Source organism: Nostoc sp. 'Peltigera membranacea cyanobiont' 210A (assembly GCF_002246015.1).
Classification (GTDB): domain Bacteria; phylum Cyanobacteriota; class Cyanobacteriia; order Cyanobacteriales; family Nostocaceae; genus Nostoc.
The window spans coordinates 499,429-513,986 of sequence record NZ_NOLJ01000003.1; the positions used below are offsets into that span (position 1 = coordinate 499,429).

Consider the following 14,558-nt stretch of genomic DNA (forward strand, 5'->3'; position numbering starts at 1 on the left):
AACTCCTAACTCCCAACTTCCAACCCTGATCCCCTGTTTGAAAAATTGTTATAAATGAGATTCCTCCCATGACAGTTAGTAATATCGTGCAAAGCATTTGGGCATTTTCCGCCACTGGTTTGATTATCTTAGTTTTACTGCATAGCCCTAAAGGTGATGGTGTTGGGGCCATTGGCGGACAAGCCCAGCTATTTAGCAGCACCAAAAGTGCAGAAAACACCTTAAACCGAATTACTTGGGCATTGACAGTAGTTTTTCTCGGTTTAACAGTAGTTTTAAGTGCTGGTTGGCTGCCTAAATAAGGATAGGTAAATGGGGAAAAGAACCCAACACCCGATAGTTAACACCCTAATAAATTTAATTTCACGACGGTTAATTACAGCTCTTGCCTTATTTTCTGGCACAGGGCTGTTGATCGTTTTTACTAATATCCAGTCGAGTAAAGGGTTTACAATAATACCAGAATATGTATATTCAGACTTAATAATCTCTCTCCCCTCATCTCTCCCAAAATCCCATCCCTTACCGCCTACACTTGCACAGTGGCAAGATAAGACTAACAGTGGTGACTACTTTTCCCAAGTCACAACAACTCAGGTAGGTTATTTAGTCTGGTCACAATTTCCCATTCGAGTTTATGTAGAACCACCAAAAGCCGTCAGTGAAAAACAAGCTCAAGCATGGGTTAACGCTGTCTTGCAGGGTGTACAGGAGTGGAGTACTTATTTACCTTTAACAATAGTCGAACAGCCAGAAATTGCTGATATTACGATTGTACGAAAAGCGCCACCTTTACAAATTTCCCCTGATAGTAATATACCCCGTGCGCGATCGGCACAAACTACTTACGAGTTATACACCAGCAACAACGTTTTATCCCACCGCTTCACCATCTTATTAAGTCCCAGTCAAACAGGTGAGTATATCCAAGCCGCAGCCCGCCACGAATTCGGTCATGCGTTGGGAATTTGGGGTCATAGTCCGCTACAAACTGATGCGCTATATTTTTCTCAAGTTCGTAACCCGCCGTCTATTTCTCCCAGAGACGTAAATACTCTAAAGCGGGTTTATGAACAGCCAACTACTTTAGGATGGTCTTTAGTGGATAATTCAGCGACTTAATTTTATGGTGTTGCTGAGTTAAAATATAAAATATGAATATGTTTTGTGTAAAAAATCAAAATTTAAGATTAAGGCAACCAATTTTTATCCAAAATTTGCTCTAAGGTATAAGGACATAATTCAGGTAAATTGGTTAAATTTGTTTTAGCCTTAACATAATCTAAGGCATTGCTATAAATTATGCTAAAATTCTCTTCTAAATGATTGCGTAAATTGGCACTTAAATCTTCATTTATTTGGTTCCGAAAACTAATAATTTCCGCAGCCCAATGATTAGAATTTCTTGGCTTTTCTAAATCCCAATATTGATAAAGTAATAAATGTCTAATAATTTGTTCCAACAAACTTCTTATTCGCCTTTTTTCATTTTTGGCCAAATCTTCCAATTCTTCTATTAAGTTTTCATAGTCAACGTCTGCTAATTTTCGATTTTTGAGACATTTAATAGTCTCCTCTAACCATTGCAGGTAATTGGATTCATATAATGTTTTTATGTCGATGATTGCAGTCATTTTTTGATTTTTTAGCTTTAATTTACTATTATTTATTATTTAATTCTAACTAATTTATTAATTTTTGCCGATAATTGCCCAGAAAAAAACACACACAGCACCCATAAGTTAAGTCAGAAAATATCCAGCGACTCCCAGAAGAACAATCAAGCAAAAGTTCTACCCTACCGTCTGTCAGTAATCCAAGTCTCTCTCTGTTCCCCCTGAATCGACTGTACAATTCCAAACCTTTCCTCAATTTTGCGTGGCAGAGTATGTGTCCCAAAGATGTAAACGCAATCTTCTTCTGGTTGATCTGTCAAAACACGAACTCTGGCTTCGTTATCTTGTAAACGCTCGATAAAAATAGATGCACAAATTTCAACATCTTCAGGAATCTTATATACTTCCTTTGAAAAGATGAATCTCTTCTCCAAACTATTTGCAATTTGATCGATAATGTTTTGCTCAGGCTACGGATTTGTGAAGCAATAGACGTATGTTCGGCAGCACTTTCCATGTTCTAGCTGCTCTAAGTCAGGGATATTTATCAACTTTATCTGACTTGCGTGATACTTCATTTTGTTAACTTTAGATAGCCTTGTAAAACTGGTAAGAGAATTCTTAGTTAGGTATTTGTATTTTACCCGATCGCACTTATTGCCATCTTAAGATTTACAGTGCGATCGCACTTTTTCCCTTTCCTTACGCTCTGCGACTTAGTGGTAGAGGTCGCTGTGCTAAAACTCCTTTATAAAGTTCTTCCAGCAGACTAATATTTTTACTAAGGGTATAGCGGTCTAATACGCGCTGTCTAGCTTTTTGCCCCAGTAGCGTTGTTAACTCTGGATGGTCTTGCAACACTGGTAAGAGGGTTTTTAATTGCGATCGCGCTGTTTTGGTACTAATAACGATACCTGCGCCCTTTTCCAAGACTTCTCCATCTGCACCCACATCTGTTGCTAAACAAGCCAACCCACATGACATTCCTTCTAACAGAGATAGGGATAAACCCTCTACCAATGAAGGCAAAACAAATACATCTGCGCCCCGCAAAATTTCGATGCGTCGGTCTTCATCAGCGACAAATCCCAACCAGATAATGCCGTATTCTGAACCAAAAAACGGCTCTAAGGAAGACTTCAAAGGGCCGTCGCCAACAATTAGCAACTTAGTACCAGGCCCCATTGCCGACTGCTTCCAAGCGCGGAGGAGGGCTTCGACATTTTTCTCTGGCGCTATTCTACCCTGATAGACAAACAAGCGATCGGCTTTAAATTCTGCTTTAATTTGAGAAAATCCTGGAGAATACTTAGCGGTATCAACACCATTGGGAATTACAGCAATATTTTCTTCCCGCACGCCCATCCCTGCTAATAATTCTCGCTGAATTTGGGAAAATACAATCACGCGATCGTAGTTAACTAAAAAAGGTGCGTAGAGCTGATAAGCCAAAAGTTGTGTTCCCGATACCAGCTTTGCTCCCTTGCCAGCAAACGGTGTGTGAAAAGTGGCAACTAAGGGCAACCTCAGTTCCTCACAGATTTCTGGTAGAAAAAAGTCTAGAGGAGATAAGGTCAAGGAAGCATGGACTACATCTGGTTTGATTTCCCGCAGTGAATCGGTTAAAACTTTGGTGGCTTTAAAAGTGGGAATCGTGTAAACCTGGGACTTGTAAATGAAAGGTAGGGAAACCTCTCGAAGATTTGGCCAATTATCAGGTTCAGAATCTTCCTGGGCGAAGTGAAGAAAGCTAACTTGATGTCCCCTATCTAGCAAGGCATTTGTAATTTCTCGACTGTAGGTAACATTGCCGCAAAAGGGTGATTTTTTTCCAATCCAGGCTATACGCATTCTTTATTTAGCTGTAAGAAAAGCGGGTTTAATGTATTACTTGTGTGTCCTTTGTGATTTTTCTTTTATCTAGCTATACTTGCTGGTTTTTTTATTTATTAAAAATTTCCAAAACTTTCTACTAGTTTAAAAAGCTTATTGTCAGCTTATTAAACCAGTGAATTGATGGCTTTATTTATTTTAGTTAGTAAGTTGTTAATTTCTGATATTTCAACAACTTATTCCGACTAATGTCAGATTCATATCCGGCAAGTATGTGATAAATTTTCACTGACCACAGTTTACCATGAACGCAAAAGCTTTAAGTAAATATTAATTACCTCAAGGTAATGAATAATAACTCCTGTTAGCTGATAACTACTTGTGCGAGTTATACCAGGTTAATATACCTCCTGAAAAGACGATCGCAGCTAATCCCAAAAAAACTACCTGTAATCCCAGAAAGGTTTCTGCGACACCAGCTAATGCTAAAGGTAAGGAGAGGGCAATATTAATTACATTGTTCTGCAAGCCAAAAACTTTACCACGCATTTCTGGAGGTGTTTCTGTTTGGATGGCAGTTTGCATCGGGATTCCCACTAGCGCCCCAAAGATACCTAATAGCGTCACCAGTAACAAGACTAGCCACAGTTGAGTTGTAAATACTGATAGACCAATTAGGGATGCTGCCATACCCATACAACCGTACAGACTTAGCTGAGTATAGGAGAAGCGTTGACCAAATTGACCGAGAATTGTTGCTCCCGCCGCAATGCCAACACCACCAGCTGCTAGCAAAAAGCCAAACTGTGAGGCTTTCATGTTGGGAATTATTTCTGCCATCCGAACGGCTAGAACAGTTAATGCTGCAAAAACAGAAAACAAGATAATCAGTTGAAGCAAAGCATTGCGGACGCGATGATTTGCTTTGAGATAGGCAAAACCGTCTCGTAAGTCAGAGAATACGTGAGGGAATTCTGTATCGGGGTGGTGATGTTTTTCCTTAGTTGCCAGAAAGAACAAAATTAGTCCAGCGATCGCATAACTGCCACCTACTAAAAGTTCTTTGCCCAAACTACCACTACCACCGATTTGCAGCCAAAGTCCATCAGCGATCGCTAACAACGGTTCTCCAACGGCAAACCCAACAATCACCGATGCCATCATCGTTGTTGTGTAAAGCGAATTAGCCGAGAGTAAATGCTGTTCTTCTACGATTAAGGGAATTGCCGCCTGTTCTGCCGGGGCAAAAAACTGCGTCAAAGTCGAAACTAAAAAAGTCACACCCAGAACGATCAAAAAACCCACTGGCAGCACTCCTATGGGTTTCCAGTCATGAGTCAACCACACCAGGAAGGGAATTGACAAAACTAGGATGCCGCGCCAAATATTCGTTGCCACCAGCACAGCCTTTTTCGACCAGCGATCAACAAACACACCAGCAACGGAACCAAACAATACGGCTGGAATAGTAAAAGCCATCATCAAGACTGATACCCAACCACTAATACTCTGATTGCTCCCTTGAAATTGAGTATTAATCAAGGCAATCATCAAGACTAAATAAACTTTATCTGCTAGTTGGGAGAAAACTTGACCGCCCCAAAGAGCCAAGAAATTAGGATTTTTCAATACAGGTAAAAATCCTAGCTGTTTTACATTTCCTGCAATAGCTTCTCCACCTGAACCAGACCCATCTAATTTTGGTAATTCTTTTTCTGGGATAGTGGCTACTGGCAAATTCTGTCCATTGCTAGCACCGTTACTATCTACCTCAGCAGTGGTTAATTTGTCCTCTGATTGTGTTTCTGATTGGCTTGGAAGATCAGTTTTTGGGATCTCCGCTGTCCAACTTTGATCGTTTTGAGAAACATCTTTTGGGGACATTTCTTGGCCATTTATTTGACTAGGTGTACACTTGGGAACAGCACTCAAGTGATTCCTGACTGTAGGATCTGATACCCTATTCTGTTTTTTGGCGAGGCTTGGTGACAAAGGCAGGATTTTCTTATCCAAATCAGAGGGTTGCATCATGGTTGGCAGCAAAATAAGAGTCGATCAAGGTAGCAGAGCGAATAGGGCGACCTAATTGATACTGAGCATACTGGCGCAAAATCTGCTCAACAGATAACCAGTTATGATCTCTAGCACCATCAATTTGCATTATCTCTGGTTGTGACAGGTGTTGAAGCAAAGTCAGTTCCATAGCACCCAAACGACTAGAAATTACAGGTATTTCTTGCCGATGCACAACAACTGTTTGGGTATTGGGGAGCCAGTGCGTTGCGGAGGTTCCCTCCGTTGAAGCAACTGGCGTCATGGAGGATGGGACATTGGGCATGGGGTATTGGTTATTAATCTCCCTCTGCCCTTCTTTTCGTAAACGTTCCCTAGCTTCTAAGGAAACCGTTCCACCCGCAGGGATACTAAATCCTACCTGCCAGTTGGGGTCTGTAAAGTCTGGTTTGAGGGGGTGCTGAGATAGGCAACAGATTTGCACTTGCGGTGTCAGTCCTGCTAAGGCTAAAAGGTGAAATACACCATGAGCCAGATGAGCTAAAACACCAGATGGATTTGCACTAGACACCGCCTCTAAGCGATGGAGATGTTCATTGAACAAATCATAAAGTTCTTCTTGGGGTTGTTCGCTCAAAGCTTCACACAGAACTATTTCTGCTAAATATTGACTGGCAGCCAGTTTTCCCAAATCTTTAGCTAAACCAGGATAAGTTTTTAAAGTCTGTGCTTGAGTAATTTTATCAAGCGATCGCCCTTTGGCAATCAATAGTTCATTCACAACGAACATCCCACTCCTACCGCCCAGGCTGGAGTTGTGCTTACGTGCCCCTGGAGCCACGGCTCGAATCAAACCGAATTCTCGTGTCAAAATCGTCACTATTTTATCCGATTCTCCTAGCGCCTGGGTTTTAAGATTAATACCAGTTGCTTTGTAGGTTCTACTCATTAGTCATTAGTAGTTATTAGCCATTAGTAATTAGTCATTGGTCATTAGCTTAGGACAAATGACAAAGGACAAATGACTATTCACCCTTCCCCAGATTATCGCGCTGACGGATCAAATCCATACCGCGAGATGTGCCTAATCTAGTAGCACCCGCTACGATTAAGTCTAGAGCTTGATTGATAGTCTGGATACCACCTGAAGCCTTAATTCCTACCCTTTCTTTTGCCAATTCCTGCAAAAGTCGTACATCTGCCACTGTGGCACCACCATTCCAACCTGTACTAGTTTTTAAGAATGCTGCTCCCGCCTCCATAGCGATTTCAGCAGCTATTTTTTTCTCTGCATCTGTCAACAGGTTAGTTTCCAAAATCACCTTGACCGTTTGCCCAGTCTCTTCACAAATTTCGGCAATCTCCCGGTGGACTTCTTCAGTTTTGCCAGCTTTCAACCAGCCCAAGTTCATGACTACATCCAACTCAGTTGCCCCACTATCCGCCGCTTCTTGAGCTTCATACAGTTTCACGGCTGAAGTCGTTGCACCAGAAGGAAAACCAATCACCGTACAGACTTTAGGGTTTTTACCGTGGAGGAGTTCTACTGCTTGCTTAACATTAGCGGGGAACAGACAAACCGCCGCAAAGTTGAATCTGTATGCTTCTTCACACCATTGCTCAACCTGCTCTGGAGTAGCTGTCGGTATTAACAGGGAGTGATCGATAAATGGCGCAATATCAATGTCTGGATAGTCTGCTGCCATCGTGTCTTCTGCCAGTGATTGATTATTAATTTATAAAAAATTAAAGCATTTCTTATATATATATTAAACCACATTTATTACGAGTTTATCCTGAAAACAAGCTGCTGACTTGTCTGAAATTTTGGCTTTACAGATAACCCGGAATTACTGTAAGTATTTAAGTTAACGTTAAGTGGTAGTAAGGTTAGCAGTATTAACAGTGTTTTTCACAGCAGTTCCTAAGAAGTTAATAATAGTTTGAGCTAACGCCTTCGATGCCAAATATGGGACGCCATTACCAATCGTTTTAAACATATTCGTAAGTGATATGTTTTCTGGAAGTACAAAATTTGTAGGCAAAGATTGGATAGCTAAAGCTTCTGCTACAGAAATCCGCCGGATTTTGTAAGGATGTAAATGTACTTCATTGTTTCCATAGCAAGCTGTTGGAGAGTAACGCCATCTATGTAGACGTTTGAAAGACTTCCTGGAATTATCTCCTTCCTGAACAGCAGCAAATTTAGTGATCCCTGCCCTTGGTTGAAAATAGTGTTCAGTATTAGGATGCTTCAGAACGTTATTTTTTCTAAACCAGTATTCAACTGTCAGTTCTTCAGGTATGCCATCAGGACAAGGTATTAGAGAATTTTCTTGGAATGGATCACACTTACACCAGGGGTAAGCAAAAACTTTTTCTGGAGGATGTAAAATGTAATTATTCCAAGGAAAATATCCCTCAGGTAGTAACTTTTCACTACCTATTTTTATTCCGATATCGTGAAGAAAATTATTTTTAAAACCAATTAAAATAATTCTTTCTCTATCCTGAGGTACACCATATTCAATAGCATTGATTAACCGCTCTGTTAATATATAGCCTGTTTCCTGTAATTGTTGTTTGAGCGATTCAAAAAATAAACGGTGTTTTGTTGTCTTCCATAAACCCTTAACGTTCTCAAATAAAAAGAAATCTGGAAGATTGCGGCAAATTAATTCAACATAAGAAGCAGAAAGCTTACCATTCTCTCCCAAACCTCCTCTATTTTTTCCACCAATAGAAAAATCAGGACAGGGAGGCCCGCCGATGAAACCAATTATATTATGAGATTTGCGGCAGTTTTTGACTAATTCTTGAAGGCGTTGCGCTTCTTTTCCGGCAATAAGATTTGTTACATCGGCGGCTTCACCGTGATGATATCCATATTCAGGCGATCGCATTTTCAGAACTTCTCGTGAATGGCGATAGGCGGCGATGAATGGGGCGAAGATTTCATTGACATAAACAATATTGAAACCGCTGGTTTCAAAACCTAAATCTAGAAAACCTGAGCCAGCAAAAAAAGAGAAAATACAAGGGCGATCGCTCATTGAATTACTAGTACGATCAAAAAATCTTATTAATATTGAGATTCTATGAAAATGGGTTATGTGCGTAACTTATAGAGAGAGTTAATACTAACTATCCCAATTTGGTTTTAAGAGTTGGTAAAACCTAATATACTTAGGACTTCTACGTAGGTACCAATCAAAAAATAACAATTGAAAAACTGTTTAAATAGTAAAAAAAATTTATAGTTTCCCTAAGTATTACATCTCAAAGTTTACTCAATCTTTAAGGAAAATACCTGACAGAAAAACAGTCTGGAGTCACAATTAGATATAGGGTTTTCCAAGCCCAAATGATATTTCAGACAAATATTTGTCACTAAATAAAAAACCGGGGTACTTCGGACTAAATTTTTATGCGGATTTTAATTTACTCCTACAACTACTATCCAGAACCGATTGGTATTGCCCCACTAATGACTGAATTAGCAGAGGGACTAGTGAAACGTGGGCATGAAGTGCGTGTAGTCACCGCTATGCCCAATTACCCTGAGCGGCAAATTTACCAGGAATATCGGGGTAAATGGTATGTCAACGAATACAAAAATGGCGTTCAAATTCAACGCAGTTACGTTTGGATTCGTCCACAACCCAACCTATTAGATCGGGTGTTACTAGATGCTAGTTTCGTCGTCACTAGTTTTGTACCCGCCCTCATCGGTTGGCGCCCAGATGTGATTCTCTCAACATCGCCATCCTTGCCAAGCTGTGTACCAGTTGCTCTTTTAGGATGGTTACGTGCTTGTCCTGTGATTTTAAATCTACAAGATATATTACCAGAAGCAGCCGTCCATGTCGGTCTACTGAAAAATAAATTACTTATCCGGGTGTTTACATTATTGGAAAAATTTGCCTATAGTAGTGCCAGTAAAATTAGCGTCATCGCCGATGGGTTTGTGGACAATTTGCGAGCTAAGGGCGTAGAAGCTGAGAAAATTGTGCAAATTCCCAACTGGGTTGATGTAAATTTTATCCGCCCTTTGCCTAAAGAGGATAACCCTTTCCGCGCAGCACATAATCTGAATGGCAAATTTGTAGTACTGTATTCTGGTAACATTGCCCTAACCCAAGGCTTAGAAAGCGTCGTCAAAGCTGCTTCTGTATTGCGCCATATCCCAAATATTGTCTTTGTCATCGTTGGAGAAGCAAAAGGTTTACAGCGATTGCAACAGGAATGTCTAGACTGCGGCGCAGATAATGTGTTGTTACTGCCATTTCAACCCCGCAAAGATTTACCACAGATGTTAGCAGCTGCGGATGTTGGTTTAGTGGTGCAAAAGAAAAATGTTGTATCCTTCAATATGCCGTCAAAAATTCAAGTGCTACTTGCTAGTGGAGGGGCCTTAGTTGCCTCTGTCCCCGACAATGGTACGGCAGCAAGAGCCATTAGGCAAAGTGGCGGCGGAGTTATCGTTCCTCCAGAAGATCCCCAAGCTTTAGCGATGGCAATTTTAGATTTGTACCAAAACCCCGAAAAAGTCAAAACTCTGGGTTACAAAAGTCGCCAATATGCCGTTGAGCAATATGCTTTTGAGCAAGCTTTAAATCAGTATGAGTCCTTATGTTACTCATTGACAGCAGAACGTAGAGCAATTCAGTCTAGAGGCATAGTTACGAAACAAGAAGTTTAATCTTTACTGCAAAGTTATGTTACATGTGTAGAGATTACAATTATGCCCTCATGTCTAAATATTATGAGATTTTGAGGGTAGCTAATTTTACTATTAAAAATATAGCGATAGACAAGCAGGTTGTCAGGTGGATTGTTGAACTAAAAATCTCACGGCTTCACTTCATTCCATCCGTGGGTTATTACTGATAAAGTATGTATAAATATTGACTTTATGCGTATACAATAAAGCGCACTTTTGCTAGACCAGTTATTAGTATGCTGTGTTGTATCATAATTTTTGGTAGAGAGTATAAAGCGTAGATGTATAGTTACCTCCGAATTACTAGCTTTAGATTACATATTATGCTGTTTGATGAATCTGCGATTATTTTCGCTGTTAATTCCTGCTGGAAAGCTATTGGTTGATTTATCGCTGCACAATAACCATCAGCAATCAGCTGTTGCGGATATCGAAATCTAAACAGCTAATTATCAAACTAATCCCATAGACACCTGTTTTTTTGTTAGTATTCAAAAAAACCTATTGACACATTTGTCAGATCAATTGTTCGTTGTTTGTAAGTAAATGTCAACAATTGTTTCAAAAGGAAGAAAGCACCTGAGGTTTAATGACTGATTATTTCCAAGGAAATTTCCCATTGCAATCTGTCCCACTGACGAAGAGTGCGGTAATAAGCCACGGCCAAACCGAAGAGGCGAGCGAAAAATTAGCTGCAACGATCGCTGTTGCAGCCTCAGACCGCAAAGCAGGTGAGATTTTATTGCTCAAAGTAGCAGAGGTATCTTACCTGGCTGATTACTTTGTGATGATGACTGGCTATTCTAGGGCACAGGTCAGGGCGATCGCTCAAGCAATTGAAGGAAAAGTCGAAACTGAGTTGCAACGCCGTCCCTTAAGGACAGAAGGAAAAGTTGAGGGGAGTTGGGTACTACAAGACTACGGTGATGTGATCGTTCATATCATGATGCCCAAGGAACGGGAGTTTTATAATTTAGAAGCGTTCTGGATTCATGCAGAACGTATTTCCCTTCCAGAATCTGATGAAGGTGAGGGTAAGCCAACATGATTAGGTCTTCGGTTTCTAATTGCCCAGTTCCTACAGACCAACAACCACTCAATGAATACGAAGAGTTAAAAACTTCCTGGCTGTTTCGTGATACTACTTTAGATTGGCGCGAGTATATCACGAAACTCGTTTGGATTTGGGGTTTATCTTGGCTATTCGCAGGGCCCATAGCTGCGGCAAGTTTTCCCCCTCACAAGTATATTGCACATTTTATTCTTTGTGGTGCAGCCGGAGCCAGTGTCGGGTTGGTGCTGATACTGGTAAGGTTATACTTAGGTTGGTTCTACGTGTGCGATCGCCTTTGTAGTCCCACAGTATTTTATGAAGAGTCCGGCTGGTACGATGGTCAAACTTGGACTAAACCAGAGGAAGTTCTCAACCGCGATCGCTTAATTGTCTCATACGAAATTAAACCCATTTTGCGGCGGTTACAATTTACCTTTGCTGGCTTGGCGGGAATGTACGTTACTGGTACTATAGTTTGGCATTTGTTTTAAAAAGTTATTGGTCATTGGTCATTAGTCATTAGCTAAGGACTAATGACCAATGACCAATGACTAATTTAATTAAAAAAGGTGATAAATATAAACCCATGACAATGGGAAAACGAACTCAAGCCGCAGCACTGGAAGTCCGGTTGCTGCGGGAAGGTATTATTGAATCCAGGCATATAGTTCAAGCTGTTGTCTGCGACGAACGAGGACGGGTTCTAACCGTTGCCGGAAATTCTGAAACTGCTGCATTTATCCGTTCAGCCCTCAAACCATTTCAGGCACTCGCTGTCACAACCACAGGTACACTAGAACGCTATCAACTCAGCGATCGCGACTTAGCAATTATCACAAGTTCCCATAAAGGAAAAATCGATCAAGTCCGACAGGTATTTAACATCCTTTGGCGGGCGGATCTTGACCCAACTATACTCCAGTGTCCAATTCCTGAAGGCAAACGGAGTCCTCTAGAATACAATTGCTCTGGAAAACATGCGGGAATGTTAGCTGTTTGTCAGCAACGCCATTGGCCCTTGAATAACTACTTGGATCGCAAGCACCCAATACAGCAATTGATTTTGGGCAAAGTCGCAGAGTTGCTGCGAATGCCAGCAGCAGAATTTATCAGCGCTCATGACGACTGTGGCGCACCAACTTATCTGATGCAACTCGGTCACATGGCATCTTTGTATGCACTGTTAGCCTCTAGTACCAACTTGGATATGGAGCGCATTGTCCGTGCGATGACTCATCACCCCGCGATGGTCGCAGGAGATGGAGAATTTGATACGGAACTGATGCGCTTAACTCCAGGAGAACTAGTCAGCAAAACTGGTGCCGAAGGAGTGCAGTGCATTGGTAGACTCGGTGAAGGCTTGGGATTGGCAATCAAAGTCATGGATGGGGCGAAACGGGCAAAATATGCCGTTGCTATTCACTTACTCCAGCAAATGGGGTGGATTAGTCCCAGCGCCGCCGAAAGCCTCTCAGAAAAGTTTGTCACCTTGGGAAAATACAAGCGTTTAGAAGTAATTGGAGAATTATCGTTTTTGTAGTTGCCAAACTCTTGACTATAGGTTACTATAAATAAGTCGAGAGCAACGCGGGATAGAGCAGCCTGGTAGCTCGTCGGGCTCATAACCCGAAGGTCAGTGGTTCAAATCCACTTCCCGCCACCAAATGAAATATAAAACAAAGCCCTACAATCAGTAAAGATTGCGGGGTTTTGTTTTATTTTGATCTATTCTGGAAGAAATAGCCATCCAAAAAGCGCGGAGAATCATGGTTGTGAAGTTGCAGCGACCAATTTTAGTGGGAGGATTGGGACTTTCCTTTTCCCTGTGGATGTTGGACAGTTGGCACGATTCTATAGTGCAGGTGGGTGAGTTTGGTTTGTTGAGTGCCTTAGCTGTAGGTGGTGGTTTGTGGTTATTCCAGCAAAATCGCCCCAAAAACAGTTTAGAGCCGCTAGATGGGATGGTGGTTGACCGAGCGACTGTGGAAAGTGCGATCGCTAAAACTGAAACTGTAATTAACCAACTGGCACAAGAAACAGAAAACCATCCAGCCTTAGAGACACTCAGAGAACAAATTGCCCAATTGTTGTTGGAATTAGACAGACAACAAATTAAAGTAGCTGTGACTGGCGGGAAATCCGTGGGTAAAAGCACTTTAATTCAAGTGCTACAAAATCTAGAGACACAAAATTTCGTATCTCTACAAGAAACAGCACCTTTATTTAGAGAAGTGGGTGAAAATTCAGATGCGGCTATTTTGGCAGAAGTAGCAAAATCAGATTTTGTGCTATTTCTGACAAACGGTGATTTGACAGACTCAGAATTTCAAACCTTACAGCAGCTAAAGGCAGCAAATCAGCCTAATATGCTGGTTTTCAACAAACAAGACCAGTATTTAACCGATGAAAGTGCCAACATCTTGCTGTCTTTGAAACAGCGGATGCAGGGAAATGTAGTTGCAACTGCGGCCTCTCCCATTGCCATCAAAGTCCGAAAGCATGAGGCTGATGGTTCTGTGCAAGAGTGGATGGAGCAACCAGCAGCTGATATTCAGCAGTTAACTCAGCAGTTGGGTGAAGTTTTAGTACAGCAAAGACAACGGCTAGTTTGGGTGACAACCATGAGGAAAGCCGGATTGTTGAAAGCTGAGGCGAAAAATTGGTTGAATGGAACCAGACGCGATCGCGCCACTCCAATTATTGAACAATATCAGTGGATAGCTGCTGCTGCTGCCTTTGCTAACCCAGTACCAGCCTTTGATATTCTAGCAACTGCGGCAATTAATGCTCAAATGGTAATGGATTTAGGTAATATCTATCAGCAAAAATTTTCTCTAGAACAAGCACAAACCCTAGCTGGAACAATGGGAAGTTTAATGCTGAAATTGGGTTTAGTTGAACTTTCTACGAAGGCTATTAGTACTGTTCTGAAAAGTAATGCCGTTACCTTTGTTGCTGGTGGCGTAGTGCAGGGAGTAAGTGCAGCTTATCTAACTAGAGTCGCAGGGTTGAGTCTAGTTGAGTATTTCCAACAGCAGGAAATAGCGATAGATTCTGGGACTGGTTTGAATTTGGAGAATTTGCGGCAAACATTGCAAAAGGTATTTCAGCAAAATCAGCAGATTGGTTTTTTGCAGGGGTTTGTTAAGCAAGGCATGAAGCGTTTGTTACCAGAGGTGCAGCCGATTGAAGTAGTTAGTGTTCAGAAGGCAATCGGATAATCTCACACACAGGATTACTAAATTTTAGATTTTGAATTTTGGATTTTGGATTGAATAATTCAAAATCCAAATTTTTTCAAACTCTGATTTTAATAGTG

At 41.2% G+C, this 14,558-nt stretch carries 14 protein-coding genes and 1 tRNA gene; 8 read left to right on the forward strand and 7 right to left on the reverse strand.

Annotation, left to right across the window (positions count from 1 at the left end; genetic code table 11):
• Positions 1 to 68: 68 nt before the first annotated feature.
• Both secG and CDG76_RS11380 read left to right on the forward strand, forming a co-directional pair.
• Positions 69 to 302: a preprotein translocase subunit SecG gene (gene secG, locus CDG76_RS11375; RefSeq protein WP_094349118.1), complete on the forward strand. Its 234-nt coding sequence runs from the start codon at positions 69 to 71 to the stop codon at positions 300 to 302.
• Positions 303 to 312: 10 nt separating this feature from the next.
• A complete protein-coding gene (locus CDG76_RS11380) occupies positions 313 to 1,122 on the forward strand; it encodes a peptidase (RefSeq protein ID WP_094349119.1) in 810 nt (269 codons plus the stop codon).
• A 68-nt stretch (positions 1,123 to 1,190) separates the two neighbouring features.
• Here the strand turns inward: CDG76_RS11380 and CDG76_RS11385 are convergent, their stop codons facing one another.
• From CDG76_RS11385 to CDG76_RS11415, 7 genes are all read right to left on the reverse strand, one after another.
• Entirely contained in the window at positions 1,191 to 1,634 is a 444-nt protein-coding gene (locus CDG76_RS11385; protein WP_094349120.1) for a DUF29 domain-containing protein, read from the reverse strand.
• A gap of 164 nt (positions 1,635 to 1,798) precedes the next feature.
• Entirely contained in the window at positions 1,799 to 2,050 is a 252-nt protein-coding gene (locus tag CDG76_RS38255; protein ID WP_223265213.1) for a hypothetical protein, read from the reverse strand.
• A 268-nt stretch (positions 2,051 to 2,318) separates the two neighbouring features.
• The gene (locus CDG76_RS11395) at positions 2,319 to 3,467 is read right to left on the reverse strand and encodes a glycosyltransferase family 4 protein (protein ID WP_094349121.1); all 1,149 of its coding nucleotides are present in this window, start codon (positions 3,465 to 3,467) and stop codon (positions 2,319 to 2,321) included.
• Between the two features lie 357 nt (positions 3,468 to 3,824).
• Positions 3,825 to 5,477: an MFS transporter gene (locus CDG76_RS11400; protein WP_094349122.1), complete on the reverse strand. Its 1,653-nt coding sequence runs from the start codon at positions 5,475 to 5,477 to the stop codon at positions 3,825 to 3,827.
• Entirely contained in the window at positions 5,464 to 6,411 is a 948-nt protein-coding gene (gene recO / locus CDG76_RS11405; protein ID WP_094349123.1) for a DNA repair protein RecO, read from the reverse strand. Before recO ends, CDG76_RS11400 begins: the two co-directional genes overlap by 14 nt.
• Before the next feature lie 76 nt (positions 6,412 to 6,487).
• A complete protein-coding gene (gene deoC, locus CDG76_RS11410; RefSeq protein ID WP_094349124.1) occupies positions 6,488 to 7,168 on the reverse strand; it encodes a deoxyribose-phosphate aldolase in 681 nt (226 codons plus the stop codon).
• A 168-nt stretch (positions 7,169 to 7,336) separates the two neighbouring features.
• Positions 7,337 to 8,515 (reverse strand): DNA cytosine methyltransferase, encoded by a 1,179-nt coding sequence (locus CDG76_RS11415; RefSeq protein ID WP_094349125.1) that lies wholly within the window; start codon positions 8,513 to 8,515, stop codon positions 7,337 to 7,339.
• 374 nt (positions 8,516 to 8,889) lie between these two features.
• On the opposite strand from CDG76_RS11415, the gene CDG76_RS11420 reads away from it, so the two are divergent.
• From CDG76_RS11420 to CDG76_RS11445, 6 genes are all read left to right on the forward strand, one after another.
• A complete protein-coding gene (locus CDG76_RS11420; protein ID WP_094349126.1) occupies positions 8,890 to 10,164 on the forward strand; it encodes a glycosyltransferase family 4 protein in 1,275 nt (424 codons plus the stop codon).
• 610 nt (positions 10,165 to 10,774) lie between these two features.
• Positions 10,775 to 11,233: a ribosome silencing factor gene (gene rsfS / locus CDG76_RS11425; protein WP_094349127.1), complete on the forward strand. Its 459-nt coding sequence runs from the start codon at positions 10,775 to 10,777 to the stop codon at positions 11,231 to 11,233.
• A complete protein-coding gene (locus CDG76_RS11430) occupies positions 11,230 to 11,730 on the forward strand; it encodes a CGLD27 family protein (protein ID WP_094349128.1) in 501 nt (166 codons plus the stop codon). Before rsfS ends, CDG76_RS11430 begins: the two co-directional genes overlap by 4 nt.
• A 95-nt stretch (positions 11,731 to 11,825) precedes the next feature.
• Positions 11,826 to 12,779 carry an asparaginase gene (locus CDG76_RS11435; protein ID WP_094349402.1) on the forward strand — a complete coding sequence of 318 codons (954 nt, stop codon included), beginning with the start codon at positions 11,826 to 11,828 and terminating at the stop codon, positions 12,777 to 12,779.
• Between the two features lie 46 nt (positions 12,780 to 12,825).
• Positions 12,826 to 12,902, forward strand: a tRNA-Met gene (locus tag CDG76_RS11440).
• A 103-nt stretch (positions 12,903 to 13,005) separates the two neighbouring features.
• Positions 13,006 to 14,460: a YcjF family protein gene (locus tag CDG76_RS11445; RefSeq protein WP_094349129.1), complete on the forward strand. Its 1,455-nt coding sequence runs from the start codon at positions 13,006 to 13,008 to the stop codon at positions 14,458 to 14,460.
• Positions 14,461 to 14,558: the final 98 nt, after the last annotated feature.

Bases quoted from the DNA above. Each gene is read 5' to 3' on its own strand.
- secG (WP_094349118.1), top strand. From the start codon at position 69: ATGACAGTTAGTAATATCGTGCAAAGCATTTGGGCATTTTCCGCCACT.
- CDG76_RS11380 (WP_094349119.1), top strand. From the start codon at position 313: ATGGGGAAAAGAACCCAACACCCGATAGTTAACACCCTAATAAATTTA.
- CDG76_RS11385 (WP_094349120.1), bottom strand. From the start codon at position 1,634: ATGACTGCAATCATCGACATAAAAACATTATATGAATCCAATTACCTG.
- CDG76_RS11395 (WP_094349121.1), bottom strand. From the start codon at position 3,467: ATGCGTATAGCCTGGATTGGAAAAAAATCACCCTTTTGCGGCAATGTT.
- CDG76_RS11400 (WP_094349122.1), bottom strand. From the start codon at position 5,477: ATGCAACCCTCTGATTTGGATAAGAAAATCCTGCCTTTGTCACCAAGC.
- recO (WP_094349123.1), bottom strand. From the start codon at position 6,411: ATGAGTAGAACCTACAAAGCAACTGGTATTAATCTTAAAACCCAGGCG.
- deoC (WP_094349124.1), bottom strand. From the start codon at position 7,168: ATGGCAGCAGACTATCCAGACATTGATATTGCGCCATTTATCGATCAC.
- CDG76_RS11415 (WP_094349125.1), bottom strand. From the start codon at position 8,515: ATGAGCGATCGCCCTTGTATTTTCTCTTTTTTTGCTGGCTCAGGTTTT.
- CDG76_RS11420 (WP_094349126.1), top strand. From the start codon at position 8,890: ATGCGGATTTTAATTTACTCCTACAACTACTATCCAGAACCGATTGGT.
- rsfS (WP_094349127.1), top strand. From the start codon at position 10,775: ATGACTGATTATTTCCAAGGAAATTTCCCATTGCAATCTGTCCCACTG.
- CDG76_RS11430 (WP_094349128.1), top strand. From the start codon at position 11,230: ATGATTAGGTCTTCGGTTTCTAATTGCCCAGTTCCTACAGACCAACAA.
- CDG76_RS11435 (WP_094349402.1), top strand. From the start codon at position 11,826: ATGACAATGGGAAAACGAACTCAAGCCGCAGCACTGGAAGTCCGGTTG.
- CDG76_RS11445 (WP_094349129.1), top strand. From the start codon at position 13,006: ATGGTTGTGAAGTTGCAGCGACCAATTTTAGTGGGAGGATTGGGACTT.